This is a genomic window from Pseudomonas sp. No.117, assembly GCF_054558395.1.
Map to the genome: position 1 here is coordinate 402,240 of NZ_BAAJNP010000004.1, position 15,024 is coordinate 417,263.

Sequence of the window (15,024 nt, forward strand, 5' to 3'; positions counted from 1 at the left end):
GTCGAAACAGACGCAACCCAAGACCAGGCACGGGCCTAAGGCCCTAGGGAGACCAGATGCAGAACTATCACATCGAACCGAGCGAGACCGGCTGGGAGCTTAGAGAAGAGAAAGGCGGTCGCGCCCTGCTCAAGGCCTCGACCAAGGACGCCATCGTCCACCAGACCGCGCAGTACATGGAAGGCAAGACCGGCAGCGTCAAGATCCATACCGGTGACGGCCGCATCGAGGAAGAACGCACCTATCCGCGCAGTGCGGATCCGGCGCAGTCCAAGGGCTGACGGTAGGCAGCCACCGGATTGGCTCCGGTGGCTGATTGATGGCTAGCTCAGCCGTAGGCTTTTTCGCCGTGCTGGAGTAGGTCCAACCCCTGCTCCTCGACCTCTTCGTCGACACGCAGACCGCGGGTCAGTGCCCGGGTAATGCCGAGCACCAGAAAGGTCACGACGCCGCAGAAGACCACGGTGAAAATGACGCTCTTGAGCTGGATGAACACCTGGCTGGCGATGGCGATGTCCTGGTAGCCACCGAGACTCTTGCTGGCGAAGACGCCGGTGAGCAGCGAGCCGACGATGCCGCCGATCCCGTGGAGGCCGAAGGCATCGAGGGCATCGTCGTAGCCGAAGGTGCGCTTGAGATAAACCACCGCGCCGTAGCAGATGGCGCCGGTCAGCAGCCCCATCACCAGGGCGCCGGCCGGACCGACGAAACCGCAGGCCGGGGTGATGGCGATCAAACCGGCCAGGGCACCGGACGCAACGCCAAGGGCGCTGGCCTTGCCGGTGCGCAGCCATTCCACCGCGAGCCAGCCGAGGATACCGGCGCAGGCGGCGATCTGGGTGGTGAGCATGGCCATGCCGGCACTGGCGCTGGCGGCCACCGCGGAGCCGACGTTGAAGCCAAACCAACCGACCCACAGCAAGGCCGCCCCGGTCAGGGCGAAGCCCAGGTTATGCGGTGGCAGGGCCTGGGTGCTGTAGCCCCGGCGATGGCCGAGCATCACGCAGGCCACCAGGCCGGCGACCCCCGAGTTGATATGCACCACGGTGCCACCGGCGAATTCGAGAATGCCCCAGTCGTAGAGCAGGCCGCCCGGACCACTCCAGGCCATGTGCGCCAGCGGCAGGTAGCAGAAGGTGAACCAGAGGGCGCAGAACAGCACTGCGGCACTGAACTTCATCCGTTCGGCGAAGGAGCCGGCGATGATCATCGGGGTGATCAGCGCGAAGGTCATCTGGAAGGTGGCGAAGACGCTTTCCGGAATGCTGCCGACCTGGCTATCGCGCACCACGTCGAGCAACATCCAGTGCTGCAAGCCGCCGATCACGCTGTGCAGGTTGAACTCACCGGCTACCATACCGTGGGTATCGGCGAACAGGCTGTAGCCATAGACCACCCAGAGCACGCCTATGACCCCGGCCACGGTGAAACTCTGGGTGAAGATGGAGAGCAGGTTCTTCGCCCGCACCAGACCGCCGTAGAAGAGCGCCAGGCCCGGCACCAACATCATCAATACCAGCACGCTGGAGATCATCATCCAGGCCGTATCGCCGCTGTCGAGCTTGGCGTCCTGTGCCAGGGCCATACCAGGCACCCCGAGGGCTGCCACCAGAACCGCAGATGCCTTGCCTTTACCGATCATGTCGAGCTTCCTTCGCTGAGGGATGAAAGGGAACGTCATTCGCCATACGGCCAGGCGCCCAACGCTGCCTGGCCGAAATGACGTTTTGCATGCCGCCTAATCGCGGCCATGGCGGGCCGCCGTAGGTTGGGTTGAGACGGCTTTATCGTCGAAGCCCAACATTGCCGGCCTTGGGGCGACGTTGGGCTTCGCTCCGCTCAACCCAACCTACGGTCTATCGCGGCCATGGCAGTTGCTCTTACCCAACTAGAACCCAGTCTGCCCCGGGATCCATTGGGTGCCCGCCAGCGGCACGCGCGCCATGGCGGCGGCCTCGATGGTGAGGGCTACCAGATCTTCCGGATCGAGGTTGTGCAGGTGCGACTTGCCACAGGCGCGGGCCATGGTCTGGGCTTCCAGCACCAGCACCCGCAGGTAGTTGGCCAGGCGGCGTCCGCCTTCCACCGGGTCCAGCCGTTTGGCCAGTTCCGGGTCCTGGGTGGTGATGCCGGCCGGATCGCGGCCGTTCTGCCAATCGTCGTAGTAACCGGCGGCCGAGCCGAGCTTGCGCAGTTCGGCGTCTAGCCGCGGATGGTTGTCACCCAAGGCGATCAGGGCGGCGGTGCCGATGGCCACGGCATCGGCGCCCAGCGCCATGGCCTTGGCCACGTCGGCACCATTGCGGATGCCACCGGAGACGATCAGTTGCACCTTGCGGTGCATGCCCATCTCCTGCAACGCCTGCACCGCCTGGGGAATGGCCGGCAGGATGGGGATGCCGACGTGTTCGATGAACACCTCCTGGGTCGCCGCGGTGCCGCCCTGCATGCCATCCAGTACCACCACGTCGGCGCCGGCCTTGACCGCCAGCTTGACGTCGTAATAGGGCCGGCTGGCGCCGATCTTGACGTAGATGGGTTTTTCCCAGTCGGTGATCTCGCGCAACTCGGCGATCTTGATCGCCAGGTCGTCGGGGCCGGTCCAGTCGGGATGGCGGCAGGCGCTGCGCTGGTCGACACCGATGGGCAGGGTACGCATGCCGGCCACCCGCTCGGTGACCTTCATGCCCAGCAGCATGCCGCCACCGCCCGGCTTGGCGCCCTGCCCCAGGACGATCTCGATGGCGTCGGCCTTGCGCAGGTCGTCGGGGTTCATGCCGTAGCGCGACGGCAGGTACTGGTAGACCAGGTGCTGGGACTGGCCGCGCTCCTCGGGGGTCATGCCGCCGTCGCCGGTGGTGGTGCTGGTGCCGGCGATGCTGGCGCCGCGGCCCAGGGCTTCCTTGGCATTGGCCGAGAGCGCACCGAAACTCATGCCGGCGATGGTCACCGGGATCTTCAGGTGGATCGGCTTCTTGGCGAAGCGGGTGCCGAGTACCACATCGGTACCGCATTTCTCGCGGTAGCCTTCCAGCGGGTAGCGCGAGACGCTGGCGCCCAGCAGCAGCAGGTCGTCGAAGTGCGGCAGCTTGCGCTTGGTGCCGCCACCGCGGATGTCGTAGATGCCGGTCTCGGCGGCGCGCTGGATTTCCTGGATGGTGAGGCGATCGAAGGTGGCCGATTCGCGCAGCACGGGGGTGTTCTGGTCAGTCATGGCGATTCTCCTGCGCGATCAATAGGCCGAGGCGTTGTCGACCTTGAAGTTGTAGAGCTGCCGGGCGGAGCCATAGCGCTTGAAGTCGCTGGCCCGTTCGGCGAAGCCGGCGGTGTCGAGCAATTCCTGGAGTTCGGCCAGGTGCTCGGCGCGCATCTCCTTCTCGATGCAGTCCGAACCCAGGGAGGCGACGTTGCCCTTCACATAGATGCGCGTCTCGTAGAGCGAATCGCCCAGGGCCTCGCCGGCATCGCCGCAGACCACCAGGCGCCCGGCCTGGCCCATGAAGCAACTCATGTGGCCGATGCTGCCGCCGACGACGATGTCGACGCCCTTCATGGAAATGCCGCAACGCGCCCCGGCGTCGCCTTCGATGATCAGCAGGCCGCCGTGGGCGGTGGCACCGGCGGCCTGGGAGGCGCTGCCCTTGACCCGCACCGAGCCGGACATCATGTTCTCGGCGCAGCCGACGCCGACGTTGCCGTGCACGGTGATGGCGGCGTGCTGGTTCATGCCGGCGCAGTAGTAGCCGGCATGGCCGTGGATATCCACGGACACGGCGTCGTTCACACCTACGGCGAGGTTGTGGGCGCCATTGGGATGGGTGACCACCCACTCGCGCTCGACGGCGGTCTGGGTGGCGTCGTGCAGGGCCTGGTTGAGGTCACTCACGGCGGTTTGGGTGAGATCGAAGGTTTTCATGTTCGCTGCTCCTCAGGCCGACTCGCGTTCCCAGACGTACAGGGTGGCCGGTGCCGGCTCCCAGACCTTGGCCCGCTCGATGCCGGGCAGGCTCGACAACGCCTGGTACTCGGAGGCCATGGCCACGTAGTCGTCGGTTTCGGCAAGGATGGCCGGCTTGCAGGCGATGGGATCGCGGATCACCGCGAAGCCGTTGCGGGTGCCGATGGCGAAGGTGAAGAAACCGTCCAGGTCTTCCAGCGAGCGATCCAGTGCCTGCTTGAGGCTGTCGCCCTCGCGCAGGCGCCAGGTCAGATAGCCGGCGGCCACCTCGGTGTCGTTCTCGGTCTCGAAGGCGATGCCTTCGCGCCGCAGGTTCTGGCGCAGCCGCGAGTGGTTGGACAGCGAGCCATTGTGTACCAGGCAGAGGTCGGCGCCGGTGGAGAACGGGTGGCTGCCCTCCAGGGTCACGGCGCTCTCGGTGGCCATGCGGGTATGGCCGATGATGTGGCTGCCCTGCATGCCGGCCAGGCCGAAGCGGCTGGCGATCTCCTGCGGCAGGCCCATGCCCTTGAGGATCTCGATGCTGCGCCCGGCGCTCATGATGCGCACCTCCGGCGCCAGTTCGGCCAGAGCCACCCGCACCTCGGCTTCCGGCGCCTGGACCTTGAGCACGATGGCGCTGGCGTTCTGGAACCAGTCCAGCTCGGCGCCCAGCCGCTGCTGCACGGCGGCGACCAGGCCGGCGAAGTCGTAGCCCGCGCTGGTGGCCTGCAGGGTCAGCTTGACCCAGCCCTCGGCCACCTCGTCGCCATAGATGGCGAAGCCGGCACTGTCCGGGCCCCGGTCGGTCATGGCTTCGAGCATGGGCTCGAAGAGGCTGCCGAGCTGGGCCTCCAGCGCCGGGTTCTTCAGATAGAGTCCAACGATTCCACACATGGGTGTCACTCCTTCGCAGGCAGAGGGCGCGTCAGGGCGCCCGAAGAACAGTCAGGAAAAATCCACAGCGATCAGAAGAATTCGATGTAGCGCTGGATCTCCCAGTCGGAGACGTGGCGGCTGTATTCCACCCACTCCATGCGCTTCAAATTGATGAATTCGTCGACGATTTCCGGCCCAAGCATCTCGCGGAACAGCGGATCGGCATCCAGGGCGTCGCAGGCCTCCTTGAGGCTCTGCGGCAGGGTCTCGATGCCGCGCGCGGCGATGGCTTCCAGGCTCAGGCTGTAGAGGTTCTCGTTGCAGGGCGCACCCGGATCGAGTTCGCGCTCGATGCCATCGAGACCGGCGGCGATGATGGCGGCGGTGACCAGATAGGGATTGCAACCGGCATCGGGCAGGCGGAATTCCAGGCGGCCATAGGGCACCCGTACCATCGCCGAACGGTTGTTGGCGCCATAGGCGATAAAGGCCGGTGCCCAGGTGGCACCGGACAGGGAACGCCCCACCACCAGACGCTTATAGGAATTCACCGTGGGCGCGGCGAAGGCGCACAGCGCCGGGCCATGGGCCAGCAGACCGCCGAGGAAGTGATAGGCCAGGCGCGAGAGGCCCATGCCGCGGGGATCGCTGTCGTCGTGGAAGAGGTTGCGGCTGGTGGCGCTGGCCAGCGACAGGTGGAAATGCATGCCATTGCCGGCGCGCTTGGGATCCGGCTTGGGCATGAAGGAGCAGATCATGCCCAGCTCGTTGGCGATCTCGCCGGCCGCCATGCGGAAGAAGGTGAAGCGATCCGCCGATTCCATGGCTTCGCTGTAGGTGTAGTTGATCTCGAACTGGCCGTTGGCGTCTTCGTGGTCGATCTGATAGATGTCGAAACCCACCGGCTGCAGCGCCTCGGTCAATTTTTCGAGGAACAGCCGCGAGCGCGACAGGCCCTTGTAGTCGTAGCAGGGCTTGTCCAGGGTATCGCTGCCGTCGACCAGGGAAAGCTTGCCGCCCTCGTCGCGACGCATGAGGAAGAATTCCGGTTCCAGGCCGGTATTGAGGCTCCAACCCCGCTCGCTCAGCCGCTGCACTTGGCGCTGCAGCACGTAGCGGCTGTCGTAGGGATGGGGTTTGCCGTTCACGTGGCCGATGCAGACCACCCGCCCATAACCGGCCTGCCAGGGCACCGGAATCAGCGTGGCGAGATCACCACGCGCCATGAAGTCCGGGCCATGGGGCTCCATGCCCATGCCGCAGATGGCAAAGCCGGCGAAACCCGCGCCCTCTTCCGCCACGGCTGCCAGCCCCGCCACCGGTACGGACTTGGTCTTGGCAGAGCCATGGATATCGACGAACTGGGCCAGTACGTAGCGGATACCGTGCTGATCGATGAGGCGCTGGGTTTCACTGGGCAACATGACAGGCTCCTGAGTTGAGATCGACTATATTCCCAATGGGAATTTATTCTTCTCATCAGGAAAGCAAGGAGTTTGCCAAGTCGGATGGCACGGATAGCCTGGTATGCCAAGATCTGTCATGCGGGCTGCTAAGGCCCTGAGGCTCAAGGAAATTCGCGGCTACAGCCCAGCTGGCGTTTTTCCGGCATGATGGCTCTCACACCAGACGCCGCTGGCGTCTTCCCCTCGCCCTGCACTTTACTGGTGCGAATTTTTTATTCCCTAAACTAAAATGATGCAAGAAACCTCAAGTCGTGAGCCACGCCTGAAGATCGAGCAGTACATCGGCATCCAGATTCGTCGCCAACGGCAAGACCAGGGCCTCAAGACCGCCGACGTGGCGCGCATGGCCGGTATCAGCCAAGGCATGCTGAGCAAGATCGAGAACGCCCAGGTCTCCACCAGCCTGGAAACCCTCGGCCGGCTATGCGATGCCCTGGGCCTGCCCCTGTCGCGGCTGTTCAGCCAGTATGATCAGCAGGAGCGCGATGCTTTGCTGGTCAAGGCCGGAGAGGGACTGGAGGTGGTGCGTCGGGGAACCGACAAGGGCCACACCTACCATCTGCTCAACCACTCTCGCGGGCCAAAGAAGAGTCTCGAGGCCTACCTGGTCTCCATGGACGATGCCAGCGAGGAATTCCCCACCTTCTCCCATCCCGGTACGGAGTTTCTCCATCTGCTCGAAGGCAGCCTAGTCTATCGCCATGGCAATCATCTCTATGAGATGAATCCGGGCGACAGCCTGACCTTCGACAGCGACATTCCGCACGGCCCCGAGCGCCTGACCCAGGTGCCGATCAAGCTGCTGTCGATCATGACCTTCAAGGACGGCTGAACCTCGTCGTCACCGGTGAAAGACCGATTCACCGGTGAAACAGCCACCAGATAACTGACAGGAAATTTTTATTACTCGACGCTAGACGAGGGCTTCTCCTTGCCCTATAAAAGCTTCCGTGAATTTTATATTCCCAACAGGAAATACCGCGACAGCGAAAAACTTCCTTCACTGGTGAAATCCGGACGCGCCCATGGAAACCTTGCCCACCTACATCCTCAATGTCAGCTGCCCAGCCACCTCCGGCATCGTGGCGGCGGTCAGCACCTACCTCGCCCGTAATGACTGCTACATCGCCGAGATGGCCCAATTCGACGATGAGTTCACCCAGCGCTTCTTCATGCGCACCCTGTTCCGCTTCAATGCCGGCGCCAATGCCGGGATAGAGGCGCTGCGCGATGGCTTTGCCGCAGTCGCCGGTGATTTCGGCATGGAGTGGGAGCTGTACAGCAACGAGCGCCCTACCCGTGTCCTGCTGATGGTGAGCAAGTTCGATCACTGCCTCACCGACCTGCTCTATCGCCACCAGAAGGGCGAGTTGCCGATGGAGATCACCGCCATCGTCTCCAATCACCTGGACCTGCGCCCCATGGCGGAGCGGGAAGGCATCCGCTTCGTCTACCTGCCGGTGACCAAGGACAACAAGCGCCAGCAGGAGATCGAACTGCTGCGCCTGGTGGAGGAAACCGGTACCGAACTGGTGGTGCTGGCGCGCTACATGCAAATCCTCTCGGACAATCTCTGCAAGGAACTGGCCGGGCGCGCCATCAACATCCACCACTCCTTCCTGCCCGGCTTCAAGGGCGCCAAGCCCTATCACCAGGCCTTTGAGCGCGGCGTCAAGCTGATCGGCGCCACCGCCCACTACGTGACCTCGGATCTCGACGAAGGCCCGATCATCGAGCAGGAGGTACAACGCGTCGACCACGGCTATCGCCCCGACGACCTGGTCGCCATCGGCCGGGACACCGAGACGGTGGCGCTGTACAAGGCGGTGAAGTACCACATCGAGCACCGCCTGTTTCTCAATGGCAATCGCGTGGTGGTATTCCGATGAGCGCCCTGCGCATCGACGGCAAGGCGGCCGCCGCCCGCCTGCTGCAACGGGTCGAACGGGACGTGGCTGAATTGCGCGAGCGCGGCATCCAGCCTGCCCTGGCGGTGATCCTGGTGGGCAGCGATCCGGCCAGCCAGGTATACGTGCGCAACAAGATCCGCCGCGCCGGCGAGGTGGGTATCCGCTCCCTCAGCCATGAATTGCCCGCGGCCCTGGAGCAGACCGAGCTGCTCGGCCTGATCGCCGCGCTCAATGCCGATCCCGAGGTGCACGGCATTCTGGTGCAGCTGCCGCTGCCGCCGCAGATCGATGAGGCCGCGGTGATCCAGGCGATTCGCCCGGACAAGGACGTCGACGGCTTCCATCGCGAGAACGTCGGCGCCCTGGCCCTCGGGCAACCCGGCCTGGTGCCCTGTACCCCGGCCGGCTGCCTGCACCTGCTGCAGGACCACCTGGGCGATCTCAGCGGGCGCCACGCCGTAGTGGTCGGGCGCTCCAATATCGTCGGCAAGCCCATGGCCGCCCTGCTCTTGCAGGCGCACTGCACGGTGACCCTGGTGCATTCACGCAGCCGGGACGCCGCGGCGCTCTGTCGCCAGGCCGACATCCTGGTAGCGGCGGCCGGCCAACCCGGCCTGATCACCGCCGACTGGGTCAAGCCCGGCGCGGTGGTCATCGACGTCGGCATCAACCGCGTGGAGCTTGAGGGCAACGCCCGGTTGGTGGGCGATGTCGCCCCCGCCGTGGCTAGCGTCGCCAGCGCCCTCACCCCGGTACCGGGCGGGGTCGGGCCCATGACCATCGCCCTGCTCCTGCACAACACCCTGAGCGCCGCCCAGCGCCAGCACCCACACGCCGCCGCGACCTGACCGGGAGTCCGTCATGCCTTTCAGCCTGTTGAAATATGGCCTCTCCGCCGACTATCCGGTGGAGGTCGATCTGCCGCCCCCCAAGGAACTCAAATCCAGCTACGACGTGGTCATCATCGGCGGTGGCGGCCATGGCCTGGCCACCGCCTACTACCTGGCCAAGTACCACGGCATCACCAATGTGGCGGTACTGGAGAAAGCCTATCTGGGCGGCGGCAACACCGCGCGTAACACCGCGGTGATCCGCTCCAACTACCTCACCAGCGAAGGGGTGAAGTTCTACATCGAGTCGGTACGGCTATTCAAAGAGCTGTCCAACGAATTCGACTTCAACATCATGTATTCCGAGCGTGGCCAGTTGACCCTGGCACACACCGACGCCACGGTACGCGCCTTCCGCCAGCGCGCCGAGGTGAACAAGCACTTCGGCGGCCGCACCGAGCTGATCGATCGCCAGCAGATCCGCGAGCTGGTGCCCTGCCTCAACCTCGATCCGGGCCACCTGCCGGTGTTGGCCGGGCTGTGGCACATCGACGGCGGCACGGCGCGGCACGACGCCGTGGCCTGGGGCTACGCCAAGCAGGCCGCCAAGCGCGGCGTGGAGATCCACCAACTGACCGAGGTGCAGGACTTCGTGGTGGAGAACAATAGGATCGCCGCCATCAAGACCAACCGTGGCACCGTGCGCTGTGGCTGCGCGGTGCAGGCGGTGGCCGGCACCAGCTCGCTGCTGATGAACAAGCTGGGCATCCGCGCGCCGCTGCACACCTATCCGCTGCAGGCCATGGTCACCCAGCCGTTCAAGCCCTTCCTCGATCCCCTGGTGAGCTCCAGCGCCCTGCACTGCTACGTGCAGCAGACCAGCCGCGGCGAGATCGTCTTCGGTGGCGGTTCGGACCCCTATCCGCTGTACCACACCCGCTCGACTCTGGACCTCAAGGAAAGCCTGCTGGCCCACGCCATCGAGATGTTCCCCTTCATGGCCAACGCCAAGCTGATGCGCCAATGGGCCGGGATGACCGACATGACCCCGGACTACAGCCCGCTGATGGGCCTCTCGCCCATCGACGGTTATTACCTGGACGCCGGCTGGGGCACCTGGGGCTTCAAGGCCACGCCCATCTGCGGCAAGACCATGGCCGAACTGGTGGCCAGCGGCGGCCGGGTGCCCGAACTCATCGCCCCCTTCGGCCTGGATAGGTTCAGCCGCTTCCAGCAGGTCAACGAGATGGGCGCCACTGCGGCCAGCCACTAAGGAGCTTTCATGAAGATCCTCACCTGCCCGCTCAACGGGCCGCGCAACATCAGCGAATTCACCTACGGCGGCGAGCTCAAGGCCATGCCCGACCCCAAGGCCAGCAGCACCGCCGAATGGGCCGACTACGTGTTCAACTGCGAGAACCGCCGCGGCGTGGTCACCGAGTGGTGGCTGCACAACGCCTCCAGCTACTGGTTCCTGGCCGAACGCCACACCGGCACCGACGAGGTGCTGCGCACCTTCGATCCCCGCGAGCTGTTCACCCAGCGGGTCGACTTCACCGCCCAGGAGACCCGCTCATGACCCGCCTGCCCGCCCCCATGGGGCTGCTGATCGACCGAAACCGCCCGCTCACCTTCAGCTTCGAAGGCCAGAGCTACCAGGGCTATGCCGGCGACACCCTGGCCAGCGCCTTGCTCGGCGAGGGTCGCTGGCTGCTGTCGCGCTCCTTCAAGTACCACCGGCCCCGCGGCCCCCTGACCCTGGCCGGCCAGGATGCCAACACCCTGGTGCAGTTGCCGGACGAGGCCAATGTGCTGGCGGACGAACTGTCGCTGCGCGAAGGCCTGACCGCCACTGCGCAGAACGTCAGCGGCAGCCTTGAGCGCGACCGCGACGCCCTGCTCGGCAAATTCTCCAAGTTCATGCCGGTGGGCTTCTACTACCGCGCCTTCTACAAGCCCAAGGGCATGTGGAAACGCTGGGAACCGCTGATCCGCAAGAAGGCTGGCCTCGGCGTGCTCGACCTGAGCTTCGTCCCTACTTACCACGACAAGGCCTACCTGTTCTGCGACGTGGCGGTGATCGGTGCCGGGCCCGCCGGCCTCAGTGCTGCGCTGGCCGCCGCCCAGGGTGGTGCCGAGGTACTGCTCATCGAACAGCAGCCGCTGCTCGGCGGCGCCCTGGCCTGGGGCCGCTTCGGCCTCGACGCCGGCCAGGGCGAAGGGCTGCGTGAGGAACTGGTGGCCGCGGTGCGCGCCGAGCCGCGCATCCGCGTACTGGAGGCCGCCGTGTGCAACGGCTGGTTCGCCGATCACTACCTGCCGGTCATCCAGGGCAACCGGATGTCCAAGGTCCGGGCGCGGCAGACCATCCTCGCCAGCGGCGCCTTCGACCAGCCGGTGATCTTCCGCAACAACGACCTGCCCGGCATCTTGCTGACCAGCGCCGCCCAGCGCCTGATGCGCCTCTACGGCGTGCGGCCGGGCCAGCGTGCCGTGGTCCTGGCCGGCAACGACGACGGCTATCTCGCCGCCCTGGACCTGCAGGAACAGGGCGTCGCCGTGGCCGCGCTCATCGATCTGCGCGCGGCGCCCTTGGATGGGCAATTGCTCCAGGCGGTGACGGAACGCGGCATTCCGGTGCATCGCAACCACACGGTGTACGAAGCCCACGCCGATGCCGCCGGTCGCCAGCTGGCGCGGGTGGACGTCCGCCCCATCGTCGCCCAGGGCCAGGTCGGGCCCGCGGGCCTGACCCTGGACTGCGACCTGCTGTGCATGTCCGCTGGCTACATGCCGGTCTACCAGTTGGCCTGCCAGGCTGGTGGTACCCTCGGCTACCTCGATGAGCAGGCGGCCTTCAGCCTCGGCAACCTGCCGCGTGGCCTGCATCTGGCCGGTTCGGTCAATGGTCGCCACGCGCTGGAGCGGGTACTGGCCGACGGTCGCGCCGCGGCGGCCAAAGCCCTGGCCGAACTGGACCTCGCCCCGCTCGCCACTCCGGAGCCGCCGGCCGACGACAGCCAGGTCAACTTCCCCTGGCCGATGTTCGCCCATCCCCAGGGCAAGGAATTCGTCGACTTCGACGAAGACCTGCAGATCGCCGACATCGTCAACGCCACCCGTCACGGCTATCGCGACATCCAGCTGGTTAAGCGCTTCTCCACCGTTGGCATGGGGCCGTCCCAGGGTCGCCACTCGGCGCTGCCTACCGCACGCCTGGTAGCCGCGGCCACGGCGCGCAGCGTCAGCGACACCGGCGTGACCACCGCGCGACCACCCTTCACTGCGGAAAAACTCGCCCATGTCGCCGGGCGGGCCTTCGATCCCTATCGGCGCACGGCCATGCACCGCCGCCACCTGGAGCTGGGCGCCAGCCTGATGCCGGCGGGCGCCTGGCAACGGCCGGCCTTCTACGGTCCTGCCAGCAAACGCGAGCGCTGCATCCAGGCTGAAGCCCGCCAGGTGCGCGAAGGCGTGGGGCTGATCGACGTCTCCACCCTGGGCGGTCTCGATGTGCGCGGCCCCGATGCCGCCGAATTGCTGGAGCGGGTCTACACCTTCGGCTTTCGCAAACTACCGGTCGGGCGCACCCGCTACGCCCTGATGACCGCCGAGGACGGCGTGGTGATCGACGACGGCGTGGCCGCGCGCCTGGGCGAGCAGCACTTCTATGTGTCGGCCACCACCAGCGGCGTCGACCGCGTCTATCGCAGCCTGCTCAAGTGGAACGCCCAGTGGCGCCTGGACGTGGACATCGCCAACGTCAGCGCCGCCTTCGCTGCCGTGAACCTGGCCGGCCCCCGCTCACGGGAAGTACTGCGGACGCTGTGCCCGGACCTTGACCTGTCGGCAGCGGCCTTCCCCTACCTTGCCGTGCGTGAAGGCCGGGTCGCCGGCATTCCCGCTCGCCTGTTGCGGGTCGGTTTCGTTGGCGAGCTGGGCTATGAGATCCATGTGCCGGCGCGCTTCGGCGAACGGCTTTGGGATGCGCTGATGGAGGCCGGAGCCCATGCGGGCATCCGTCCCTTCGGCGTCGAGGCCCAGCGCCTGCTGCGCCTGGAAAAGGGCCATGTGATCATCGGCCAGGACACCGACGGCATGACCCATCCCGCCGAGATCGACATGGGCTGGGCCATCGGCCGCCAGAAGCCCTTTTTCGTCGGCCAGAAGTCCATCGAGATCCTCGAGAGCCAGCCGCTGCGGCGCAAGCTGGTGGGCTTCACCCTGCCGGCGACCGCCACCCGGCCGCTGGAAGGTCATTTGGTGCTGCGCGGCGACGACATCGCTGGCAACGTCACCTCCTGCGAATTCTCCGCCACCCTCGGCCACATCGTCGGCTTGGCCTATGCCGGCGCCGACCAGGCCGAGCCCGGCATGTCCCTGCCGATCCGCGTTGAAGGGGGCGAGATCGTCCAGGCCACGGTGGCGCGCCTGCCCTTCTACGATCCCCAAAGCCAACGCCAGGAGATGGGCGCATGAACCAGACCCTCATGAGTTTCGACGAGCGCAGCCCCCTGGCGGAACTCCAGCTCGATGCCCCCTTGTTGCAGCATGAGGGGCGGATCTTCGCCGAACGACTGAGCGATGGAGACGAAGCGGACCTGCTACACCGCGGTGGCCTGGCCGACCTGTGCAACCTGCCGCGCTTCGGCCTGCGTGGCCCCGCGGCCGCTGGCTATCTGCAGGGCCAAGGCTATCTATTGCCGGAGCGGCCCAACGAGGCACTGCGCCAGGCGTCCGGGGAGTGGCTGCTGCGGTTGTCGCAGAGCGAATACCTGTTGCTCGGCGCCCTGGCCGATGGCGGGGCCCGAGTCGCCGCCCTGGAAGCGGCCGCGGGAGAGCTGGGCCCAGGCTGCTACCCGCTGCCGCGGCAGGACTCCCACGCCTGGCTGATCCTTACCGGTGCCCAGTTGCCGGCGCTGTTCGCCAAGCTGTGCGGTGTGGACCTCGGTAAGCCCTTCGCCGTGGGCCAGGTGGTGCAGACGTCGGTGGCGCGACTCAACGCCATCCTGCTCAATGCCGGCGACGGCGCCCTGCCGCACATCCATCTGCTCTGCGACCGCGCCAGTGCCCATTACCTCTGGCACGTGCTGCTGGATGCCCTGGACGAGTTCGACGGCGGCGCCCTGGGCGTCGCGGCGCTGCTGGAGGCTGGCATCCCATGACGGTCCTCGACGCGGCGGCGGTCGAGACCGACAGCGACTACCTCGTCCCCGCCCTCCTGCGCGGCCTGCGGGTGCTGGAGCTGTTCGGTCCCGAGCGGCGCCTGCTGACGCTGCAGGAGATCGCCGACGGCCTGGGCAGCTCGACCTCGTCGGTCTATCGGATCGTGGTCACCCTCACCGAATTGGGCTATCTGGACCGGCGCTCCAAGACCGAATACGGCCTAGGCATCAAGGTCATCAGCCAGGGCTTCGCCTACCTCGCCAGCCGCGACCTGGTGGACATCGCCCAGCCCCATATGGAACGGCTGCGCGACGTCACCTCGCTGTCCTGCCACCTGGGCGTGCGCGATCGCACCGAGGTGGTCTACCTCTATCGCGCCATGGCCAGCCAGCGGCTGACGGTGAACGTCCCGGTGGGCACCCGCCTGCCCTGCACCCGTACCGCCCTGGGCCGGGTCCTGCTCGGCGGCCTGGACGCCGAGGCACTCGGCGCCCTCTACCAGCACGAGCGCCTGGACGACCAACCGGCCCCAGCGCCGCGGACCCTGCCGGAGCTGTTGCGACTGATCGAGGAAGATCGCCGCCAGGGCTGGGTGCTGCATCGCTCCGACTACTCCACCGCCATCGCCACCGGCATCCGCGATCATCGTGGCCAGTTGGTGGCAGCCCTCAACGTCTCCGGACCGGATGCGGTGATGGATACCCCGACGACGCGGGAATGGGTGGGTGCCGTGTTGGCGGAGACGGCTGGGCGGATTGCGGGAGAACTGGGATATCAGCCTCCAGCCAGTCCCTGACTAGGCCTAGGCTGCTATCTGGTATACCGTAATATTAAAA

14 protein-coding genes are annotated in these 15,024 nt (G+C 66.1%); 9 read left to right on the top strand and 5 right to left on the bottom strand.

The features are described from left to right. Positions 1 to 56 precede the first annotated feature (56 nt). The gene (locus ACYJP6_RS11740; protein WP_459475147.1) at positions 57 to 281 is read left to right on the top strand and encodes a DUF2188 domain-containing protein; all 225 of its coding nucleotides are present in this window, start codon (positions 57 to 59) and stop codon (positions 279 to 281) included. 47 nt (positions 282 to 328) lie between these two features. Here ACYJP6_RS11740 and ACYJP6_RS11745 read toward each other — a convergent pair whose 3' ends face one another. From ACYJP6_RS11745 to glnT, 5 genes are all read right to left on the bottom strand, one after another. Next, the gene (locus ACYJP6_RS11745; RefSeq protein WP_459475148.1) at positions 329 to 1,642 is read right to left on the bottom strand and encodes an ammonium transporter; all 1,314 of its coding nucleotides are present in this window, start codon (positions 1,640 to 1,642) and stop codon (positions 329 to 331) included. A gap of 246 nt (positions 1,643 to 1,888) precedes the next feature. Continuing rightward, complete coding sequence (locus ACYJP6_RS11750) at positions 1,889 to 3,214, bottom strand: FMN-binding glutamate synthase family protein (RefSeq protein WP_140216510.1); 1,326 nt, start codon at positions 3,212 to 3,214, stop codon at positions 1,889 to 1,891. Positions 3,215 to 3,232: 18 nt separating this feature from the next. Next, positions 3,233 to 3,916 carry a GltB/FmdC/FwdC-like GXGXG domain-containing protein gene (locus tag ACYJP6_RS11755; RefSeq protein ID WP_459475150.1) on the bottom strand — a complete coding sequence of 228 codons (684 nt, stop codon included), beginning with the start codon at positions 3,914 to 3,916 and terminating at the stop codon, positions 3,233 to 3,235. A 12-nt stretch (positions 3,917 to 3,928) separates the two neighbouring features. Next, positions 3,929 to 4,834: a class II glutamine amidotransferase gene (locus tag ACYJP6_RS11760; protein ID WP_459475151.1), complete on the bottom strand. Its 906-nt coding sequence runs from the start codon at positions 4,832 to 4,834 to the stop codon at positions 3,929 to 3,931. 71 nt (positions 4,835 to 4,905) lie between these two features. Next, positions 4,906 to 6,240: a type III glutamate--ammonia ligase gene (glnT, locus tag ACYJP6_RS11765; RefSeq protein ID WP_459475153.1), complete on the bottom strand. Its 1,335-nt coding sequence runs from the start codon at positions 6,238 to 6,240 to the stop codon at positions 4,906 to 4,908. A 274-nt stretch (positions 6,241 to 6,514) separates the two neighbouring features. Here glnT and ACYJP6_RS11770 point away from each other — a divergent pair, with 274 nt between their 5' ends. The 8 genes from ACYJP6_RS11770 (at position 6,515) to ACYJP6_RS11805 (ending at position 14,984) form a co-directional block, all read left to right on the top strand. Continuing rightward, positions 6,515 to 7,114, top strand: coding sequence for a helix-turn-helix domain-containing protein (locus ACYJP6_RS11770; protein ID WP_459475154.1), 600 nt, complete (start codon positions 6,515 to 6,517; stop codon positions 7,112 to 7,114). 193 nt (positions 7,115 to 7,307) lie between these two features. Next, positions 7,308 to 8,171: a formyltetrahydrofolate deformylase gene (gene purU / locus ACYJP6_RS11775; protein WP_459475155.1), complete on the top strand. Its 864-nt coding sequence runs from the start codon at positions 7,308 to 7,310 to the stop codon at positions 8,169 to 8,171. After that, positions 8,168 to 9,040 carry a bifunctional methylenetetrahydrofolate dehydrogenase/methenyltetrahydrofolate cyclohydrolase FolD gene (folD, locus tag ACYJP6_RS11780; RefSeq protein ID WP_459475157.1) on the top strand — a complete coding sequence of 291 codons (873 nt, stop codon included), beginning with the start codon at positions 8,168 to 8,170 and terminating at the stop codon, positions 9,038 to 9,040. The genes purU and folD overlap by 4 nt, the downstream gene beginning before the upstream one ends. A gap of 13 nt (positions 9,041 to 9,053) precedes the next feature. Next, a complete protein-coding gene (locus ACYJP6_RS11785; protein ID WP_140216523.1) occupies positions 9,054 to 10,295 on the top strand; it encodes an FAD-dependent oxidoreductase in 1,242 nt (413 codons plus the stop codon). 9 nt (positions 10,296 to 10,304) lie between these two features. Continuing rightward, on the top strand, positions 10,305 to 10,601 hold the full coding sequence (locus tag ACYJP6_RS11790) for a sarcosine oxidase subunit delta (protein WP_459475158.1): 297 nt from the start codon (positions 10,305 to 10,307) through the stop codon (positions 10,599 to 10,601). Continuing rightward, positions 10,598 to 13,501, top strand: coding sequence for an FAD-dependent oxidoreductase (locus ACYJP6_RS11795; protein WP_459475159.1), 2,904 nt, complete (start codon positions 10,598 to 10,600; stop codon positions 13,499 to 13,501). The genes ACYJP6_RS11790 and ACYJP6_RS11795 overlap by 4 nt, the downstream gene beginning before the upstream one ends. Then, the gene (locus ACYJP6_RS11800; protein ID WP_459475160.1) at positions 13,498 to 14,187 is read left to right on the top strand and encodes a sarcosine oxidase; all 690 of its coding nucleotides are present in this window, start codon (positions 13,498 to 13,500) and stop codon (positions 14,185 to 14,187) included. Before ACYJP6_RS11795 ends, ACYJP6_RS11800 begins: the two co-directional genes overlap by 4 nt. Next, on the top strand, positions 14,184 to 14,984 hold the full coding sequence (locus tag ACYJP6_RS11805) for an IclR family transcriptional regulator (protein WP_459475161.1): 801 nt from the start codon (positions 14,184 to 14,186) through the stop codon (positions 14,982 to 14,984). The genes ACYJP6_RS11800 and ACYJP6_RS11805 overlap by 4 nt, the downstream gene beginning before the upstream one ends. Positions 14,985 to 15,024 lie beyond the last annotated feature (40 nt).

What these genes read in the sequence shown, in the direction of transcription:
- ACYJP6_RS11790 (WP_459475158.1), top strand. Translation starts at nt 10,305, where the DNA reads ATGAAGATCCTCACCTGCCCGCTCAACGGGCCGCGCAACATCAGCGAA.
- ACYJP6_RS11750 (WP_140216510.1), bottom strand. Translation starts at nt 3,214, where the DNA reads ATGACTGACCAGAACACCCCCGTGCTGCGCGAATCGGCCACCTTCGAT.
- purU (WP_459475155.1), top strand. Translation starts at nt 7,308, where the DNA reads ATGGAAACCTTGCCCACCTACATCCTCAATGTCAGCTGCCCAGCCACC.
- ACYJP6_RS11805 (WP_459475161.1), top strand. Translation starts at nt 14,184, where the DNA reads ATGACGGTCCTCGACGCGGCGGCGGTCGAGACCGACAGCGACTACCTC.
- ACYJP6_RS11785 (WP_140216523.1), top strand. Translation starts at nt 9,054, where the DNA reads ATGCCTTTCAGCCTGTTGAAATATGGCCTCTCCGCCGACTATCCGGTG.
- ACYJP6_RS11800 (WP_459475160.1), top strand. Translation starts at nt 13,498, where the DNA reads ATGAACCAGACCCTCATGAGTTTCGACGAGCGCAGCCCCCTGGCGGAA.
- ACYJP6_RS11740 (WP_459475147.1), top strand. Translation starts at nt 57, where the DNA reads ATGCAGAACTATCACATCGAACCGAGCGAGACCGGCTGGGAGCTTAGA.
- ACYJP6_RS11745 (WP_459475148.1), bottom strand. Translation starts at nt 1,642, where the DNA reads ATGATCGGTAAAGGCAAGGCATCTGCGGTTCTGGTGGCAGCCCTCGGG.
- ACYJP6_RS11795 (WP_459475159.1), top strand. Translation starts at nt 10,598, where the DNA reads ATGACCCGCCTGCCCGCCCCCATGGGGCTGCTGATCGACCGAAACCGC.
- glnT (WP_459475153.1), bottom strand. Translation starts at nt 6,240, where the DNA reads ATGTTGCCCAGTGAAACCCAGCGCCTCATCGATCAGCACGGTATCCGC.
- ACYJP6_RS11755 (WP_459475150.1), bottom strand. Translation starts at nt 3,916, where the DNA reads ATGAAAACCTTCGATCTCACCCAAACCGCCGTGAGTGACCTCAACCAG.
- ACYJP6_RS11770 (WP_459475154.1), top strand. Translation starts at nt 6,515, where the DNA reads ATGCAAGAAACCTCAAGTCGTGAGCCACGCCTGAAGATCGAGCAGTAC.
- folD (WP_459475157.1), top strand. Translation starts at nt 8,168, where the DNA reads ATGAGCGCCCTGCGCATCGACGGCAAGGCGGCCGCCGCCCGCCTGCTG.
- ACYJP6_RS11760 (WP_459475151.1), bottom strand. Translation starts at nt 4,834, where the DNA reads ATGTGTGGAATCGTTGGACTCTATCTGAAGAACCCGGCGCTGGAGGCC.